Genomic DNA, 16,571 nt, shown 5'->3' on the forward strand with positions numbered 1-16,571 from the left:
CCGCCCCCGTGCCGTCGCCCTCAGCTGCTGCGGGCGAGCGGCGCCCGCCACACGAGCCTGCTGCCACCCTCTTCGGGAGCCTCGACGGTGAAGGTCCCGCCCACGCTCCGGGCCCGCTCGTCGAGGTTGCGCAGGCCGCTCCTGCGCCCCTGCGGCGGAACGCCCGTACCGTTGTCCGAGACGGTCAGCGCGATCTCGCTCTGCCCGGCCTTGAGGGTCACCGCGACCTGGGTCGCCTGCGCATGACGGGCGGCGTTGCTGAGGAGCTCGCCCAGCACCGCCACCACGTGGTCGGCGATCTGCGGAGGCACGTCGGTGTCGAGGAGTCCCTCCATGCTCAGGTGCGGCGGGTGGCCGAGCGAGAGGGCCGCGTCGCCGACGGCGCGTGCGGTGCGGGCCCGCAGCCCGGGTCCGCTCTCGCGGTCCTTGGTGCGGAGCCCGAAGATCGTCGAGCGGATGATCTTGATGGTCTCGTCCAGGTCGTCCACCGCCCGGCCGACCCGCTCGGCAGCCCCTTCGTGTTCCACGAGCCGGGCCGCGCTCTGCAACGTCATGCCGGTGGCGAAGAGCCGCTGGATGGCCAGATCGTGCAGGTCGCGGGCGATCCGGTCACGCTCCTCCAGGATGGCTATCTGCTCGGCGTCCCGACGCCGCTCAGCCAGCTCCAGAGCGATCGCGGCCTGACCCGCGAAGGCGACGAGCGGCTCCAGCTCGCCCTCGCCGAACGCCGGATCTCCCGCAGAGCGCGACAGCAGCAGGACGCCACGGCTCCCCCCGCCCCCGGTGCCCAGCGGGACCGCCACCGCCGGTCCCAGACCGATCCGCCCCTGCGTCCCGACCTCGGCCGTGTAGCGCCCGTCGTCCGAGGCGTGCAGCGCCGTCACGGGCTTGCCCGACAGGTGCGCGGCCCCGGAGAGCGTGCCCTCGAAGGGGATGAGCAGGCCCTGCCACGCGGCCCGGTCCGCACCGGCCGCGAACTCCACCACCAGGCCGTCGGCACCGTCCACCGGGACGGCGATGTTCGCGAGCCGCGCCGCGGTGATCTCCTGGGCGCGTCGGGCGATGAGCTCCAGCACCGCCGGGCGCGAACTCCCGGACAGCAGGCTCTCGGTGATCTCCGCATTGGCCCTGAGCCATCGCTGCTGGCGCTGCGACCCCTCGTAGAGCCGTGCGTTGTCGATCGCCACACCCGCCGCAACCGAGAGGGTGGAGATCACGGTCTCGTCCTCGGTGTCGAAGTCGACCCCGCCCCGCTTGTCGGTCAGGTAGAGGTTCCCGAACACCTCGTCGCGGACCCGGATCGGCACGCCGAGGAAGGTGCGCATGGGCGGGTGACAGGCCGGAAATCCGTGGGAGGAGGAGTGCGCTCCGAGATCGGTCAGGCGCAGCGGCTCGGGATGGTGGATGACCTCACCGAGCAGCCCGTGGCCGGCCGGCATCGGGCCGATGGCGGCGATCTCGTCATCGGTGAGCCCCACGGTCAGGAACTGCGCGAGCCTGCGCCCGTCGGGGCCGATCACGCCCAGGGCGCCGTACTCGGCGTCCACCAGCAGGGCGGCCGCCTCCACGATGCGCCGCAGCACCTGGGCGAGATCAAGCTCCCGCCCCACCGACACCACGGCCTCCAGCAGGCTGTGCACCCGGTCGCGGGTGCCCCGCACCTCGTCGATGCGCACCTGGAGTTCGTCCAGCAGTTCGTCCAATCGCATCCGCGGCACCTGTGTCAACGGATCCCCCACACCCACGCGCTACTCCTCCGCCCGCCACCCGAAGGCCGACCCGCGGTCAGCGTATCGACACGCCGGGCCCCGGAGGACATCGTTGCGCGCGGAAGCCCGCCGTGACTGACTTGATCAATGCGCCCGACGACGATGGGGAGGGTACGGACATGACACTCGGCAAGGTGGTCTACGAGGCTGAACTGCTGCGACTCCAGACGGAGCTGATCAAGCTTCAGGAATGGGTGCGCGCGGAGCGGGCCAGGCTGGTCGTCGTCTTCGAGGGCCGCGACGCCGCGGGCAAAGGGGGCACGATCAAACGCGTCGCCGAACACCTCAACCCCCGCGTGGCACGCATCGCGGCCCTTCCGAAGCCGACGGAGCGGGAGCGCACGCAGTGGTACTTCCAGCGCTACGTGGAGCATCTCCCGGCGGCCGGGGAGATCGTCCTGTTCGACCGCAGCTGGTACAACCGTGCCGGAGTCGAGCACGTCATGGGCTTCTGCACGCCTGCGGAACACCAGCTCTTCCTGCGGCAGTGCCCGGCGTTCGAGCGGATGCTCGTGGAGGACGGGATCCTGCTCCGCAAGTACTGGTTCTCCGTCAGCGACGCGGTCCAGGAGGAGCGCTTCCGCCGGCGTGCGGAGGATCCGCTGCGGCGCTGGAAGATCTCCCCGATGGACCTGGAGTCCCTCACGCGCTGGGAGGCGTACTCGCGGGCCAAGGACCAGATGATGGTCCACACGGACACGGCGGACGCCCCGTGGTACGTGGTCGAGAGCGACGACAAGCGCAGCGCGAGAGTGAACATGATCGCCCACCTGCTCTCCTCGGTCCCCTACGAGGACGTGGCCCTGCCGCCGCTCGTGCTGCCGTCCCGGCCCCCGTCGACGGGGTACGAGCGGCCGCCCAAGGAGCTCCAGACCGTCGTACCCGATCACGCGGCGTCACTCCGGAAGGAGTGAGCCGGGGCAGTGCCGGGTCACGTTCGGGGCGAAGACGTTCCGGTGGCTCCGGACGTCGGGCTGCCCGGGCCGCGCACGGCGTGCTCGCTCACCGCGATCCGGGCCAGCTTCGTGAGCATCATGCCGTTGCGGACCGCGACGACGTAGTCCACGGGGAGGCCGTGCATCCGGGTGCCGGGGCCCCGGAGGGGGTGCCAGTCGAGGGTGAAGAGGGTGTGCTCGCCCCACGGGAGCAGCTGCATGGCGATGCGAGCGGCACCGAAGGGTCCCGCCTTCGCTTCCAGTTGCAGGCGGTGCAGCGGTTCGCAGATGCGGACGACGCAGGTGTCGTCGAGGGTGAGCGGGCCGATGCCGACGCGGACCTTCAGCCGTGCGCCGACGTCCGGCCAATGCGGGTCCACGGCGAGGACCTGCCGGGTTCCCGTCACCCATTCCCCGTAGCGGTGGCCGTCGGACAGCAGGTCCCAGACTTCGGACGGCGAGCTGAGGATCAGACGGCGGGTCCGGGCCATACGTCACGCTCCTGGAGGAAGGGCAGCATGGAGCACACCCGGGCGTCCCATGGTCTTGGTTTCCAGCGTCGTGTCGACCCCGGCGTCCGGACAGTCCGAGGCCTCCGGACGAGTGACGAGCGCCGCCTGCCGTGTCCAACCTCGCCCATGAGACCCCCGCGCCCGACCGCCGGTCCGACCATGGCCGCACGGTCCACGCGGCGCGGGGCGGCGCCGGCACCCTCGGCCCGCGTTCCGACTCGCCCGGATGGTCCCGGGCGCGACAGCATGGAGAGAGGGCCGCCGGCGGAATGCCTCGGGAGGAGGCGATACGGGCAGTGACCAGTGATGGCTTTGCGTTCTGCGGTGCCGAACTTGCCGCTGTCTACGTGGCCGCCGACCAGGGCAGGGAACTGCATCTGGCCGAGCTGACCGGCAACCTCGGTGTCCTCTACGGCCTGCCCGCGGTCCTCGCCGTGGCCGGCCATTCGCCCGCCGCCACGGCCTTCCGCTCCGGCCGCCCGCTCTGGCTGGCTCCCGAGGAACTCGCCACGTTCATCGAGGACGATCCCCACCACGTCCCCACCCGGGTCCGGGACGGTGGCCCCGAGTCGCCTGCCAGGACCTCGCTGGGCGCGCTGCCCCTGGGACACGGCGACCAAGACCTCGGTTGCCTGATCGTGGCGGGCGAGGTGCCGGGCGGCTTCGGCGCCGACGAGCGCAGCCTCCTGGAGCTCTACGCCGATCAGGTCGCCGCCGGACTCCAATCGGTCGCCGCCCGCTCCGCCGGACGCGCAGCCCCACAGGTGCATCTGGGACAGTCCCTGGTGCCGGATCAGGGCGGCGCATTCATCCTGGAACTGAGCACCGGCCGCATGGAGGCCCATGCACACGTGCTCGAACTGCTCGGCCTGCCTCCCGAGCGGTTCGACGGGCAGGTGGAGACCCTGCTCGCCTGTGCCGTCCCCGACGACATGCCCGCCTTGATGGCGATCGTGGAGCCGGACCGGCTGGTCGCCGACGGGCAGCAGCTGGCGTTCCGTATCCGCCGCCCGAACGGCGAGCTGCGCTGGCTCGGTCTGCGGTGCCGCGTGGAGGTGGACTCCGGGGGCACTCCGCAGCGCGTCCTGGGTGTGGTGGCCGATGCCGCCTACCTGAGGCCCAGCGCCGACGAGGTCTCCCTCGTGCAGCGGCTGTCGGCCGCACTGGCGGGAGCGGCGTCCGTCCGGGAGGTCAGCCGACTGGTGGTCGCCGCGCTGCGCGAGCCGCTCGGCGCCTCCCGGGTCGCGGTCGGTGAACTGGAGCCGGACCGGCTCATCGTCACCGCCCTCGACCCGCCGGAGCCCGATGCCTGGCCCGAGGTCTGGCGCTCGGAATGGCGGTCCGTGTGGCCCGACGTCCCGCTCGGATACCTGCCCACTCTGCAGAGCGCGCTGCGCGAGGGGCACATGAGCCTGTGGCCGCCCGGCGCGGCTCTCGAACCCGGCTTGCTGGGCGTGGGGCCCGGGGGCCTCGCGGTGCTGCCGCTGCCCGCCGAGGGCAGGATGACGGGCGCGTGTCTGGTGGGGTGGGACGCGGAGCACCGGTTCGGACCGGAGGAGCGCTCGCTGCTGACCGCGACAGGGGGGCTGGTGGGGCAGGCGCTGGTGCGCGCCCGCGCCCTGAACGCGGGCCACGAACTCGCCAGCATGCTCCAGCGCAGCCTGCTGCCCCGCAAGCTCCCGGAGCTGCCGGGCGGGGTCGCGGTGGCCCGCTATCTCCCCGCGACGGCGGGACTCGAAGTGGGCGGCGACTGGTATGACGTCATTCCGCTCCGTGACGGCCATGTGGCCTTCGTCATCGGGGACGTACAGGGGCACAGCGCAGCAGCGGCCACCATCATGGGCCAGATGCGTACGGCAGTCAGGGCCTACGCGGTGGAGGGCCACCCGGCCGATGTGGTGGTCGCGCGGGCCAACCGGCTGCTCGTGGGCATGGAGACCGATCTGTTCGCCACCTGCGGGTACGTGGACCTGGACATGGAGGAGGGCATCGCCAAGGTCGTACGTGCGGGCCATCTGCCGCCGGTACTGCGCCATCCCAGCGGCGTCACCGAGGAGTTGGCGGTCGAGGGCGGGCCTCCACTGGGAGTGCTCGCGGAAGCCGAATTCCCCATGACCGAGGTGGGGCTGGTCCCCGGAACCCTGCTCATGCTGCTGACGGACGGACTGGTCGAGTCCGCCAGGCTGCCTCTGGAGAAGGGCATGCGGCGGGTGCGCGATGTGCTCGCCGCGGCCAACCCGGTCGATGTGGGAGGGGTCGCCGACGAGTTGGTCGTCACCGTGGGCCGTCGGCACGACGACGTCGCCCTGCTGTTGCTGCGCTACGACGGCACACGGGACCGGCCGATGCGGAGCCACTGGACGGTCTGGCGGCTGCCCGACGCGGTCATGCACGCGCGCCGCTTCACCGCCCGCACCCTGCGGTCCTGGGGAGTGGCGGAGGAACTCGACGCAGCTCTGCTGGTCGTGTCCGAGCTGGTCACCAACGCCATCGCCCACACGCAAGGCGCAGTGGGAATGGATCTGACCCTGTCGGACGACCGGCTGCGGATCGCCGTGAACGACGCGTCGCCGCGCAGCCCCGTCAAACCGATCTCGGTGAGCTGGGAAGAGACCGGCGGCCGGGGGCTGCTCATCGTCGAGGCGATGACGATGGCCTGGGGCTCGGTGCCGCTCAGCGGAGGCAAGCAGGTGTGGGCCGAGATCCCCTGGCACCGGGCGAGCGTCTGACGCACAGGGCGCCGTAGTGAAGCCGCCGACGCGAGGGGTGCGGCTCCCGCGCGCCGGTACGGCAGCGTGCCGTGCCGTGCCCCTCGTCCCCCCGGGCGGGCTCCTCCGGAAAGGGGCCCTCTCCTTGCAGGGGCGTCCTCGATGGGGTCAACCCTGTGCCCGGCGACGGCCGTTGGAACCGAAGGGGAAATCGGGAGCGTGGGGTGACCCCGGGACATAACATCGCCCGATGCGGAAGATCGACACGCTGATACCGGAGCGGGGGCAGCCCGACACCGCCGCCCTGCACGCCCACGACCCCGACGCCCTCGCCCGTTACGTCCTGGACACCGGCAAAGCCTGGTGGCGCCGACGGATCTGCACGCACGCGCTCGCCGGCCGGGTCCCGGAAGCCCGGGTGCCCGGCCTCGTCGACCGGATCCGGGACGAGGACGAGACGGCCGAGGTGCGCATCGCGCTCCTCGACCTCCTCGCGGGCCGGACGGAGCTCCTGCCCTGGCTGCGCGACGAGGAACGGCACGGGGACGGTTCGTACGGCGTCGCAGAGGCGGTCCTGAAGGCCCGTGGGCTGCTCGGCGACCGAACCGCCGCCCCCGGCCTGGCCACCCTCGCGGCCTCGCCCTGGCAGCGGTGGCAGGAGATCGGGGAAGCCGGTCTCGACGGCCTGGTGGAACACCACGGCGCCGACGCGGTCCTGGCCGAGCTCGGCGAGGACCGGCCGGAGGACCGCCGCTTCGCGCTCCGGACGCGGCACCGTACGGGGCGGGACGTGACGCATTACCTGGCCGACCCGGACCGCGGCATCGCCCACCTCGCCCAGTCGCTCGCCACGGATCCGGACCGGCTGCGCGCCTTCCTGGGCGAGGAGCCCGCCCCCGAGGCCGCCGTGCGGGCCGCCTGCGCCCTGCACCGGCTCACCGAGGACACTGCGGAGACCCGCAGGATCGACGAACGGCTCGGCAGCCCGCGGACCGAGGTCGACGGCCTGGACGAGGAACTGCGCCGCGCGATCGTCCGGGAGTACGTCCCCTGGTGCGAACGGCAGAGCGACCCCCGATGGCTCCTCGAGGCCCTGTGCACCGAGCCGCCCGGCCGCCAGGAGGCGCCCGACCAACTCCCGCGCGCGATGGCAGCGTTGACCGCGGCCGGTCTCGCCCCTGACCCGCCGGTCTCCGCCGGCGACCACCACCAGCAGGGCGACGGCACCTACCACGTGATCTCGTGCGGTGACGAGGACATCCACGTCAGCACCCTGGGGCGGTTCGTCACGGGCCATGACGACGGGCATCCCGCCCGGCGGGCGCTGGAGGAGGCCGGATTCCGCTGGATCGACGGTGCCACCGGCAGCATCCGGGTCACCGGCCTGTGCGTGTACTACTTCGGCAGCCGCGACCCCCTCCCCGTCGACACCCTGCTGTTCTACTGGCAGGACTGAGCGACAGGACCGAGAGGCCCCGCACACCGGATCCGGTGTGCGGGCCGCGTCGGCGGGGGCCGGCGGGGTGGATGGACGTGGGGCCGGACACCAGGCGCCTCCCGGTCAGAGACGCCTCATGGAGGACGGCGGGACGCCGAAGGCGCGGGTGAACGCGTAGGAGAACGCGGCGGGGGAGGCGTACCCGAGGAGGGTGGCGACTTCGGTGACCGGTTTGTGGCGCAGGAGGGGGATCGCGGCGAGCAGCCGTGCCCGGGAGCGCCAGGCGGCGGGGCTCGTCCCCGTGAGCTGCCGGAAGCGCCGGCTGAGCATCCGTTCGCTCATCGCCGCGGCGCGCGCCCAGTCGGTGTTGGTCACCGTCACGTCGGGGCGGGCGAGGTAGCCGCGGCACAGCGCGGAGAACGGCTGCTGGTGGGGGAGGGCCACGTGCAGGGGAACCTCGGAGAGCTCGGCCGTCTCCAGCAGGATCAACGAGACCACCGCGCTGTCACGGCGGTCCACGGTGTAGTCCGCGTCCAGGTCGGCGGCGGCGAGCAGCAGTTCCCGCAACAGCGGCGGGACCTCCACGACCCGGCACGCGGTGGGCCACCACGGAACGGCGGACGGCTCGATGTAGAGGCTGGAGGTCCGCACGTCCAGCATCCGTACCTGGTGGCGGACCCGTGGCGGGATGAGCACCGCGCGTTCGCCGGGCACGGTCCAGGCCCCGTCGTCGGTCTCCACGAGCATCGTGCCGGTCGCGGCGTACAGGAACTGCGCCCGCCGGTGCTCGTGCCAGGCGAGGAGGGTGTCCGGCGGGTAGTCGGTCGCGATCGGCAGCACCTGCGCGGGGAGGTGGTCGACTCGCGCGAGGGGCACGTTGCGCATGCGAGCAGTCTATGGCCGGAACTCGAAAGGACCGGGCTGCCTGTCGATCGTCGGCACACGACGTCTCGGCTGAACTGGACGCATGAGTGCTGCCGTTCTTGTAGTGGTCGGGGTCCTGACCGGGTTGACCACCGTGCTGTTCGGTTTCGGAGGGGGCTTCGTCACCGTCCCCGTCATCGTCTGGGTGGACGTCGCCGCGGGCCCGGCCGCAGCGACCGTCGCGGTCGCGACCTCCTCGCTGGTCATGGTCGCCGGCGCGGTGGCGGCCACCGCGGCCACGCCCCGACCGGTCCTGCGCCGCCTGCGGGGAGCCGGCCCGCTGCCGGCCATGCTCGGCATCGGGGGGCTCGCCGGGGCGTTCGCCGCGAGCTTCGCGCCGGCCGGGCTGATCCACTGGGGATTCGTGGTCTACCTGGCGGTCACCGTCGTCGACGTGCTCGCCCGCCCGGGGTTCCTGCGCCCGAACTCCGACGCTGGTGCCGCCGCCCGGCACCGCACGTTCGCGATACCCGCCGCGCTCGGGATGCCCATCGGCGCGATCGCCTCGTTCCTCGGTGTCGGCGGGAGCGTCATGACCGTACCGCTGCTTCGGCGTTCGGGGCTCCCGATGGGCACCGCGGTGGCGCTGGCCAACCCCCTCACCGCCTGCATCAGCGTCCCCGCGTGCGTGGTCTTCCTCAGCAGCCACGGGGCGGACGGCGAGGCGGGCGTGCCGGTCGTCGGCTCCGTCGACCTCGGTGCCGCCGCCCTGCTCCTCCTCGGCGTCCTCCCGGTCGTCGCCCTCCTACGCCGAAGGCCCCCGCGCATCGCGGACCGTCTCCACGCCTGGGGGTACGTCGCCCTGCTGTGCCTGGTGCTGACCGCCATGGTGGCCCGGGCGGCGTGAGGGCGGGGGAGCGGCGCTTTACCAGGACGACTTGGTCACTCCCGGCAGGAACCCGGCGTGCGCCTGCTGTCGTGTCCGTACGCGAGAGAGTCCGAACGTGCGCAGGTAGCCGCGGGGGCGGCCGTCCACGCTGTCGCGGTTGCGTACCCGAGTGGCGCTCGCGTTCCGCGGCTGCCGGCGCAGCTCCGCGTGGGCGGCGTCGCGTTCCGCCGCGCTGGAGGACGGGTTCCGGATGATCTGCTTGAGCTCCGCCCGCCCGGCGGCGTACCGCTCGACGGTCTCCTTGCGCTTCTCGTTCTGCGCGATCTTGCTCTTCTTCGCCATCAGACCTTCCCTCCCCGTGCGCGGATCCGCGCCACTGCGGCCTCGATGCCGATCGCGTCCACCGTGTTGACGGCCTTGGCGGTCAGCGTCAGGCGGACGTGGCGCCCCTCGCTGGGCAGCCAGTAGCGCTTGTGCTGGATGTTCGGGTCGAAGCGGCGGGGGGTGCGCCGGTGCGAGTGGGAGATGTTGTTGCCGAATCCCGGCTTCGCGCCGGTCAGTTGGCAATGCGCTGACATGGGGTCGTGTCGCCTCTCTTGTTGGGAATGAAAATCAGTGTCATATATTAGCGGCATGGCACGCAACGAGATTCGCCCGGTCATCAAGCTCCGTTCCACGGCCGGCACGTGGACTTCCGCGAAGAGCGCTGACCCGCCCACCATCCGTCCCACCGTCGAAAGGTTCCTGCCGTGAAGCCCGGCATCCATCCCGCCTACGGGCCGGTCGTCTTCCGCGACACCGCCTCGGGCACCGCTTTCCTCACCCGTTCCACGATGACCAGCGACAAGACCGTCGACTGGGAGGACGGCAACGCCTACCCGGTGGTCGACGTGGAGATCTCCTCCGCGAGCCACCCCTTCTACACGGGCACCGCCCGCGTCCTCGACACCGCCGGACGCGTCGAGAAGTTCCGGCGCCGCTACGGAGCACGGTGATGGAGGAGGGACGCACGCTCCCCGTCGTGATCGTCGCCGGGATCCACGCGGACGCCCGCAGTGAGGTGGTCGACCACCTCCTGCGGTCCGTACCGGGCAGCGTGGCCCTGCACCACGACCTCGCCGACGCGGCCGACGGGGCCGTCCGCAGGATCGTCCGCGACGTTTCCGGCGACATCTCCCAGGACGAGACGCCGCTGGTCAACGACTGTGCGTGCTGTGCGCTGCGCGAAGACCTGGTCCCGGAGTTGGAACGGCTGGCGGGCAGCGGGCTGACCACGCTCGCGGTGGTCGAGCTGTGGGACTCGGTCGAGCCGAAGGCCATGGCCGAAGTGGTCGCCGCGCACGCCGGCGACCGGATGGTCCTGACGAACGTGATCACGGCCGTGGACCCCGCCCTCGTCCTGCCGTACCTCGCCAACGGCGACGACCTCGCCGAGGCAGGCCTCGCCGCAGCCCCCACCGACCGGCGGACCGTCGGCGGCACCTGGGCCCGCCAGCTGGAGTACGCCCCCGTCCTCGCCGTCGTCGACGGTGACGACGCCGACGACGAGGACCGCGCACTCCTCGCCCAGCTGCACCCCACGGCCCGGCGCGTGCCGGCCGGTTCGGGCGAGCTCGTGCAGGCGGCCTTCGCCGGCTTCGATGTCGAGGCCGCCGCTGCCGCACAGCACCCCGCGTGCGCGCTGCTCCCCCAAGACGCCGACGAGGCGGGCGTGGCCACGCTGGTCTGGCACGGCAACCGGCCCTTCCATCCCGAACGCCTCTGTCAGGCACTTGAGGAGCTCTGCTGCGCCGCTGCCCGAAGCCGCGGACGCTTCTGGCTCGCCGACCGCCCCGACACCCTTCTCGCATGGGATGCGGCAGGCGGAGCCCTGTGCGTGGAGAGCGCCGGCCCCTGGCTGGCGTCGCTGCCGGACGCGGCCTGGGAGATGGTCCCACCCGTGCGCCGGGCGGCGGCCGCGCTCGACTGGCACCCCGACCACGGCGACTGCTGCCAGCACCTGGTCTTCACGTCGCCGGGCCTCGACCGGGAGGGGCTTGAACGCCTCCTCGACTCGTGCCTGCTGACGGATGCGGAGTACGCGTCGGGGCGTGAATCCTGGTACGACCTCTGCATGCCGTCACGGCGGCCGGTCGAGATGACATTGCGGATCCGGCGGGTCTTTCAGGCTCATGGCGGCAAGTCAGGTGCAAGTGCCCTGCAATCGGCCTCCGAAGACTGGGCCACATGACCACGAACGATGTTTCAGACTCCCCTGCCCACGCTTACACCCGCGAGATGGCGATGATCCACCAGGTGTTCCGCCGCGAGTCGCGGCTGCTGGCCGAACTCGTCCAGGAGGTGCGGCCCGCCGACACGGCACGCGCCCGGATCCTCGCCGAGCACTGGCGGCTCTACACCATCGGGCTGCACGCGCACCACACCGGTGAGGACGAGATGCTCTGGCCCGCGGTCCTGCCCCACCTGGATCTCGATGCCGAGTACGTGCTGGCGATGGAGGCGCAGCATCGCGAGCTCACCGAAGGGATCGGTGAGGTCCGGATGCTGATGGACCGGTGGCAGGCACGGGCTCTGGCCGAGGACCGGGACGAGCTGGCCGAGGCCTTGCGCAGGCACCACCGGCAGCTGTGCGCCCATCTCGACGAGGAGGAGCGGGAGGTCATGCCGCTGGTCTCGCTCCACGTGACCGAGGAGCAGTGGCGCGCAGTCGGGGAGCGGGGGCTCGCCGAGACGCCCCGTGACCGCCTGATGATCGCCCTGGGCGCCATCCTGGAGGACAGTTCGCCCGAGGAGCGCCGGGAGTTCCTCACCCGGCTGCCGGTACCGGCGCGGGTGCTGTGGAAGCTGCTCGGGCAGCGCCAGTACCGACGTGAGACCCGGCGGATCCGTGGCCGGCGCGCCGGCGCATGAGGTGCGGCCCGTCCGCCCGGGCGGGCGCCCCGGGCGCCCCGGGCGCCCCGTCCGCCCGGGCGGGCCGTCCGCCTCGTCCCTCCCGTACCGACCGAGGAGTCCTCACCGATGCGCATCGGATTCTCCGTCCCTCAGTTCGGCCCGTTCGCAGACCCCCATCGCTCGGCCGGGATGTGTACGGCCATGGAAGCGCTCGGCTGCGACAGCCTCTGGGTGGCCGACCGGCTCCTGGCCCCGGCCGTCCCGCCCGAGGGGTACGCGGGCGGGAAGCCGATGCCCGTGCGGTACGGCACCCATCTCGACCCGCTGCTCGCGCTGGCCGCGGCGGCTTCGGCGACCGAGCGGGTACGCCTGGGCAGCAGCACGCTCAACGCCCTGTGGCAGCCGCCCCTCGTGCTCGCCCGGGCCCTGACGACCCTCGATCTGATCAGCCGCGGACGTCTGGACGTGGGCCTCGGCCTGGGCTGGATGCACGAGGAGTACGAGGCCGCCGGAGTGCCGTGGCGGGGGCGCGGCGCCCGGCTGGAGGAGACCCTGGACGTCCTGGAGGCCGTGTGGAGGCCCGGGACGGTGGTGCACACCGGCGCCCTGTGGAGGATCGCCGAATCGACCGTGCTGCCCAAACCGTGTCAGACGCCGAGGCCGCCCATCCTGCTGGGCGGCTTCACCGCGGCCGCTCTGGAGCGGGTCGGCCGGCGTGCGGACGGATGGCTCGGGGCGTCCATGCCGCTGCCCTTCTTCCACGGTCTGTGGGCGGTGGCCGTCGAGGCAGCCGGGCGGGCGGGACGCGACCCGGCGGCACTGCGCCGGGTGTTCCGCGTGAACCCCGAGGTCACCGCGACGGAGGCCGCGCCCGGGGAGACCCATCAGCGCGGGACGGTGCGCCAGATCTGCGACCACCTCAGAGTGATGTGCGGGGCGGAGACCGACGAGGTGCTCGTGGACCTCCAGCTGACGACCGATTCGCCCGAGCACTTCCTCGACCTGGCCGCGCAGTTCCTCGCCGAGCTGGGCGGGCCCGCTGCGTCACGGCCTTCCGGCCCGCCCCGGCCCTGAGACCTGTCGTCGGACTCCCTCCGCCCCGCGGGGCCGCCCTCCGGGCTACGACGGGAGTCCGACGACGGGCCCCAGCCCTTCGAGGGCGCTGCGGGCGGCCTCCGCCCAGAGGGGGGACTCCCAGGCGGCGGCCACCTCCGCGGCTTCGAGGTAGTGGCGCCGGGCGTCTTCGGGGCGCCCGAGGAACCGGGCGAGGTCTCCCAGGGTCTGCGCGACGGGGCGGAAGACGAGGCTGAGGCTGCTCGCGCCGCCCGCCAGTGCGTGCAGCGGCAGCAGGTCCCGGTAGACCTCGTCGGCCGTCGTCCGGTCACCGAAGGCGATGGCGGCGGCGCCGCGCAGCCCGGCCAGGATGGAGTAGGCGAAGTCGCGCCGGAGCGGCACGCGCAGGCCGAAGACCTCCCGGGCCTCCTCGGGGCGCCCCGCGGCCTGCAGTGCGAGTGCGGCCAGGGCTTCGTTGTGGGGCTTGTACTGCTCCCACACCGCGAGGAGCACGGGCAGCATCTCGGCGAGCCGGCCCTGCTGCACCCGCATGCATCCGATACCCAGGGCGGCGAGCCCGCTGAGGTCCACCGCTCCGCGGGCCCGCAGCTCCGCGACCGCCGTCCCCATGGCGTGCTCCGCCTCCTCGAAACGGCCCTGGGCCATGGCGAGCATGGGACGGCGCAGCCGGGCCACGGCGAACGCGCCCTGGAGCCCGTACGTGCGGGCGATCTCGTCCGATCGCGCGAGACACCGCTCCATCTCCGCAGGGTCGTTGCGGGCGGCGGCGATCCGGGCGGCGACGTAGGCGCTCATCCACGCGTACTCGGGGCCGTCCTGGGCCTCGGCCACCTCGGTGAGCTCGCGGTGGAGCTCCCCGTAGGCGGCCGGTTCGAGTTCGCCGTCGACCTTGCGCAGCAGGGAGGTGAGGGTCAGTCCGCGCAGCCGGGGCTCGCCGACGGCCCGGGCGAGCTCCACGGCCCGGCGCGCCTCGGCCACGGCACGCGGATCGGTGTCGTCGAGCGCGTCGGCCAGCTGGTCGAGGAGCAGGCACCGCTGCCGGTCGGTCAGTCCCGGGTCCTCCAGCAGGACCTCGAGTTCGGCGACGGCCTCCGGGTCGGACGCCGCGTAGGGGCGCACGCGCCAGGGCGTCGGCTCGGTCCAGGTCGTGTAGGCGGCGGTCAGCAGGTCGGCCCGGCCCTCCTCGCGGGCCACTGCCACGGCCTGCTCCTGTGCCTCGCGGGCGGGTACCACGGCGCCCATCCGGATCCGGCAGTCCACCAGCTGGCCCAGCAGCGTCACGCGCAGCAGAGCGGCGTCCTGGTCCGCGAAGGCCGCCGGATGGTCGGCGAGGAGTCCGAGGGCCGCGTTCAGGAGGTGCTCGGCGTTCTGCGGCGCGTAGCGGCGTACGGCCTGTTCGCACGCGAGCCGGGCGTGGTGGACGGCGGGCGCCGCGTCGGCGGTCACGACCGTGGCCGCCCGCAGCAGGTGGTGGGCGGTGGCGGCGACGTCGTCGGTGCCGAGCGCGATCAGGCTCCTGCCGAGCCGGGAATGCATCCGGGCCAGCCGCAGCCGGGTGAGGTCGGCTTCCAGGGCGTCCCGTACGAGGGCGTGGCTGAACCGGACCGTGCCGGGACGCGGCTCGGTGAGCAGACCGGCGGTGACACCGGCCTCCAGGGCGTCGAGGAGCTGATCGGCATCGCTGTCGGCGGCATGGACCAGCAGCGCGACCGGTGCCTCCCGGCCCGCCACGGCGGCCAGGCGCAATCCGGCCGTCACGGTCGGCGCGAGCAGGGCCAGCCGTCGCCGCAGGACGTCCTGGACCCCCTGCGGGATGCGGGCCAGCGCCTGCTGTTCGCCCTCGCCGGCCAGGAGCAGGGAACTCTCCCGCAGGTAGAAGGGGTTGCCCCCGGCCCGTTCGGCCAGAGCCGTCGCCGCCCGGTCGGTCATGCCGGCCGCGACACGGCGCAGCAGTGCCTTCGCCTGGGCGTCCGAGAGGCCGCCGAGGGCCAGTCGTACCGGAGAGCAGGCGGCCAGGCGCGCCAGCGCCTCGGTCAGGTCTCCCTCGCCTGTGCGGTACGAGCCGACCAGCAGCAGCGGTACGTCGCGCAGCTGTTCGGCGCAGAGCAGGAACAGCTCGATGCTCTCCCGGTCGCCCCGGTGCAGGTCGTCCAGGACGATCGCCAGCGGCTGCCGCAGGGCGGTGTCCCGGAGCCATCCGAGCAGGGCCCTGTGCAGGCGGAAGCGCTGTGCCGGGCTGCCGTCCGTCCGCCCCGGGGCGGACGTCGTGCCGGGGGCCAGGAGCGGGGCGAGCTCGTCGGCGTACGTTCCCGGTGGGGCGGTGCGTGCGAGATCCGGCAGCATGTCGAACCAGGCCCGGCCGGGCGGGGCGCCCTCGGTCTCCGGGCACTGTCCGGAGCCGACCAGCCAGCCCTGTCCGGGCAGTTGGCGCAGGGCGGCGTCCAGGAGGCTGGACTTGCCGATTCCGGCCTCACCGGAGACCAGGACCACCTGGGCCCGGCCGGTGTGCGCCCGGTCCGCCGCGGCGGCGAGCAGGGCCAGTTCTCCGTCGCGGCCCAGGAGCCGGTCGGCCGCCAGAACCGTGGGCGCCGCCGGCGCCGGGGGCCCGACGGCCGGGACGGGGGGCTCCACCGGCACCACGGCGGGGTCCGTGCCCGTGCGTACAGGTGCCGTGGTCGAGCGGTGGAGCAGGTCGAGACGCTGGTGCAGGAGCGCCTGTTCGAGTTCCAGCAGGGCGGGCCCGGGCTCGACACCGAGTTCTTCGCCGAGGACGTGCCGGGCCTGCCGCAGCGCGGCCAGGGCGTCCCCCTGGCGGTCACGGGCCCACAGCGCCAGGGCCAGCAGCCGCCAGCCCTCCTCGTGCAGCGGCTGCTCCGTCGTCAGGGCACCCGCGTCGGCGACCGCTTGCGCGGCCTTTCCGCAGGCGAGCCGCGCGGCGGCCAGCCGTTCGCGGGCGCTGCGGTGCAGCTCCTCCAAGCGCGTGCGTTCGCTCGCGGTCCACGGCTCGTCCGCGAACTCCGCGTACGGCTGTCCGCCCCACAGGGCGAGGGCCCGCGTCAGCTGCTCTTCGGCGAGGTGCGGCGGTGTCCCCGCCGCCGAGCAGGCTGCCACCCGGTCCTCGAACACCCACGCGTCCACCGCTGCCGGGTCCAGGGCCAGGGCGTAGCCGTAGGGGGCGCTGACCAGGATCCGCGCGGGGGTCCGCGGTGCCCGTTCCGGTTCGAGGGAGCGCCGCAGGCGCGCGACGTAGGCGTGGAGCGAGGCCTGGGCGCTCGGAGGGACGCTCGTCGGCCAGAGCCTCTCGATGATCCGTTCCGTGGGTACGACGGCTCCGCGGGCGAGCAGCAGTTGGACCAGGACCATCCGTGCGAGCCGGCCACGCGCTTCGGCCGGACGGCCGTCGACCTCGGCCCGGAACGGGCCGAGCACCTTCAATGTGATCATGACAAGAACATCGTAATCGGCACGCGGTGGTCCCACCGACGCCGGA

15 protein-coding genes are annotated in these 16,571 nt (G+C 73.1%); 9 read left to right on the forward strand and 6 right to left on the reverse strand.

The window, feature by feature from the left end:
• Window positions 1–20: 20 nt before the first annotated feature.
• The gene (locus ACIGFK_RS15540) at window positions 21–1,709 is read right to left on the reverse strand and encodes a GAF domain-containing protein (RefSeq protein ID WP_400052124.1); all 1,689 of its coding nucleotides are present in this window, start codon (window positions 1,707–1,709) and stop codon (window positions 21–23) included.
• A 179-nt stretch (window positions 1,710–1,888) separates the two neighbouring features.
• Between ACIGFK_RS15540 and ppk2 the strand changes: the two genes are divergently transcribed.
• Window positions 1,889–2,683, forward strand: coding sequence for a polyphosphate kinase 2 (ppk2, locus tag ACIGFK_RS15545; RefSeq protein ID WP_400052126.1), 795 nt, complete (start codon window positions 1,889–1,891; stop codon window positions 2,681–2,683).
• 17 nt (window positions 2,684–2,700) lie between these two features.
• On the opposite strand, the gene ACIGFK_RS15550 is transcribed toward ppk2, so the two are convergent.
• Complete coding sequence (locus ACIGFK_RS15550) at window positions 2,701–3,195, reverse strand: SRPBCC family protein (RefSeq protein WP_376654950.1); 495 nt, start codon at window positions 3,193–3,195, stop codon at window positions 2,701–2,703.
• 317 nt (window positions 3,196–3,512) lie between these two features.
• Between ACIGFK_RS15550 and ACIGFK_RS15555 the strand changes: the two genes are divergently transcribed.
• Window positions 3,513–5,945, forward strand: coding sequence for a SpoIIE family protein phosphatase (locus tag ACIGFK_RS15555; RefSeq protein WP_376654949.1), 2,433 nt, complete (start codon window positions 3,513–3,515; stop codon window positions 5,943–5,945).
• Window positions 5,946–6,174: 229 nt separating this feature from the next.
• Window positions 6,175–7,380, forward strand: coding sequence for a hypothetical protein (locus tag ACIGFK_RS15560; RefSeq protein WP_376654948.1), 1,206 nt, complete (start codon window positions 6,175–6,177; stop codon window positions 7,378–7,380).
• Between the two features lie 105 nt (window positions 7,381–7,485).
• Here the strand turns inward: ACIGFK_RS15560 and ACIGFK_RS15565 are convergent, their stop codons facing one another.
• On the reverse strand, window positions 7,486–8,247 hold the full coding sequence (locus tag ACIGFK_RS15565; protein WP_386462669.1) for an AraC family transcriptional regulator: 762 nt from the start codon (window positions 8,245–8,247) through the stop codon (window positions 7,486–7,488).
• Between the two features lie 82 nt (window positions 8,248–8,329).
• Here ACIGFK_RS15565 and ACIGFK_RS15570 point away from each other — a divergent pair, with 82 nt between their 5' ends.
• The gene (locus tag ACIGFK_RS15570) at window positions 8,330–9,133 is read left to right on the forward strand and encodes a TSUP family transporter (protein WP_400052130.1); all 804 of its coding nucleotides are present in this window, start codon (window positions 8,330–8,332) and stop codon (window positions 9,131–9,133) included.
• Window positions 9,134–9,151: 18 nt separating this feature from the next.
• Here ACIGFK_RS15570 and rpsN read toward each other — a convergent pair whose 3' ends face one another.
• Entirely contained in the window at window positions 9,152–9,457 is a 306-nt protein-coding gene (gene rpsN, locus ACIGFK_RS15575) for a 30S ribosomal protein S14 (RefSeq protein WP_376654945.1), read from the reverse strand.
• A complete protein-coding gene (gene rpmB, locus ACIGFK_RS15580; protein ID WP_376654944.1) occupies window positions 9,457–9,693 on the reverse strand; it encodes a 50S ribosomal protein L28 in 237 nt (78 codons plus the stop codon). The genes rpsN and rpmB overlap by 1 nt, the downstream gene beginning before the upstream one ends.
• Window positions 9,694–9,748: 55 nt before the next feature.
• Here rpmB and ACIGFK_RS15585 point away from each other — a divergent pair, with 55 nt between their 5' ends.
• The 5 genes from ACIGFK_RS15585 to ACIGFK_RS15605 all read left to right on the forward strand — a co-directional run bounded on the left by ACIGFK_RS15585 (window position 9,749) and on the right by ACIGFK_RS15605 (window position 13,081).
• On the forward strand, window positions 9,749–9,868 hold the full coding sequence (locus tag ACIGFK_RS15585) for a 50S ribosomal protein L33 (RefSeq protein WP_400052132.1): 120 nt from the start codon (window positions 9,749–9,751) through the stop codon (window positions 9,866–9,868).
• A complete protein-coding gene (locus tag ACIGFK_RS15590) occupies window positions 9,865–10,110 on the forward strand; it encodes a type B 50S ribosomal protein L31 (RefSeq protein WP_400052134.1) in 246 nt (81 codons plus the stop codon). Before ACIGFK_RS15585 ends, ACIGFK_RS15590 begins: the two co-directional genes overlap by 4 nt.
• Window positions 10,110–11,345 (forward strand): CobW family GTP-binding protein, encoded by a 1,236-nt coding sequence (locus ACIGFK_RS15595; RefSeq protein ID WP_400052136.1) that lies wholly within the window; start codon window positions 10,110–10,112, stop codon window positions 11,343–11,345. The genes ACIGFK_RS15590 and ACIGFK_RS15595 overlap by 1 nt, the downstream gene beginning before the upstream one ends.
• Window positions 11,342–12,025, forward strand: coding sequence for a hemerythrin domain-containing protein (locus ACIGFK_RS15600; RefSeq protein ID WP_376654940.1), 684 nt, complete (start codon window positions 11,342–11,344; stop codon window positions 12,023–12,025). The genes ACIGFK_RS15595 and ACIGFK_RS15600 overlap by 4 nt, the downstream gene beginning before the upstream one ends.
• A 108-nt stretch (window positions 12,026–12,133) precedes the next feature.
• Window positions 12,134–13,081 (forward strand): TIGR03619 family F420-dependent LLM class oxidoreductase, encoded by a 948-nt coding sequence (locus ACIGFK_RS15605; RefSeq protein WP_376654939.1) that lies wholly within the window; start codon window positions 12,134–12,136, stop codon window positions 13,079–13,081.
• 45 nt (window positions 13,082–13,126) lie between these two features.
• On the opposite strand, the gene ACIGFK_RS15610 is transcribed toward ACIGFK_RS15605, so the two are convergent.
• Window positions 13,127–16,525, reverse strand: a complete 3,399-nt coding sequence (locus tag ACIGFK_RS15610; RefSeq protein ID WP_376654938.1) for a BTAD domain-containing putative transcriptional regulator — start codon at window positions 16,523–16,525, stop codon at window positions 13,127–13,129.
• Between the last annotated feature and the right edge of the window lie 46 nt (window positions 16,526–16,571).

The sequence above is a fragment of the Streptomyces sp. NPDC085524 genome (genome assembly GCF_044541755.1).
Classification (GTDB): domain Bacteria; phylum Actinomycetota; class Actinomycetes; order Streptomycetales; family Streptomycetaceae; genus Streptomyces.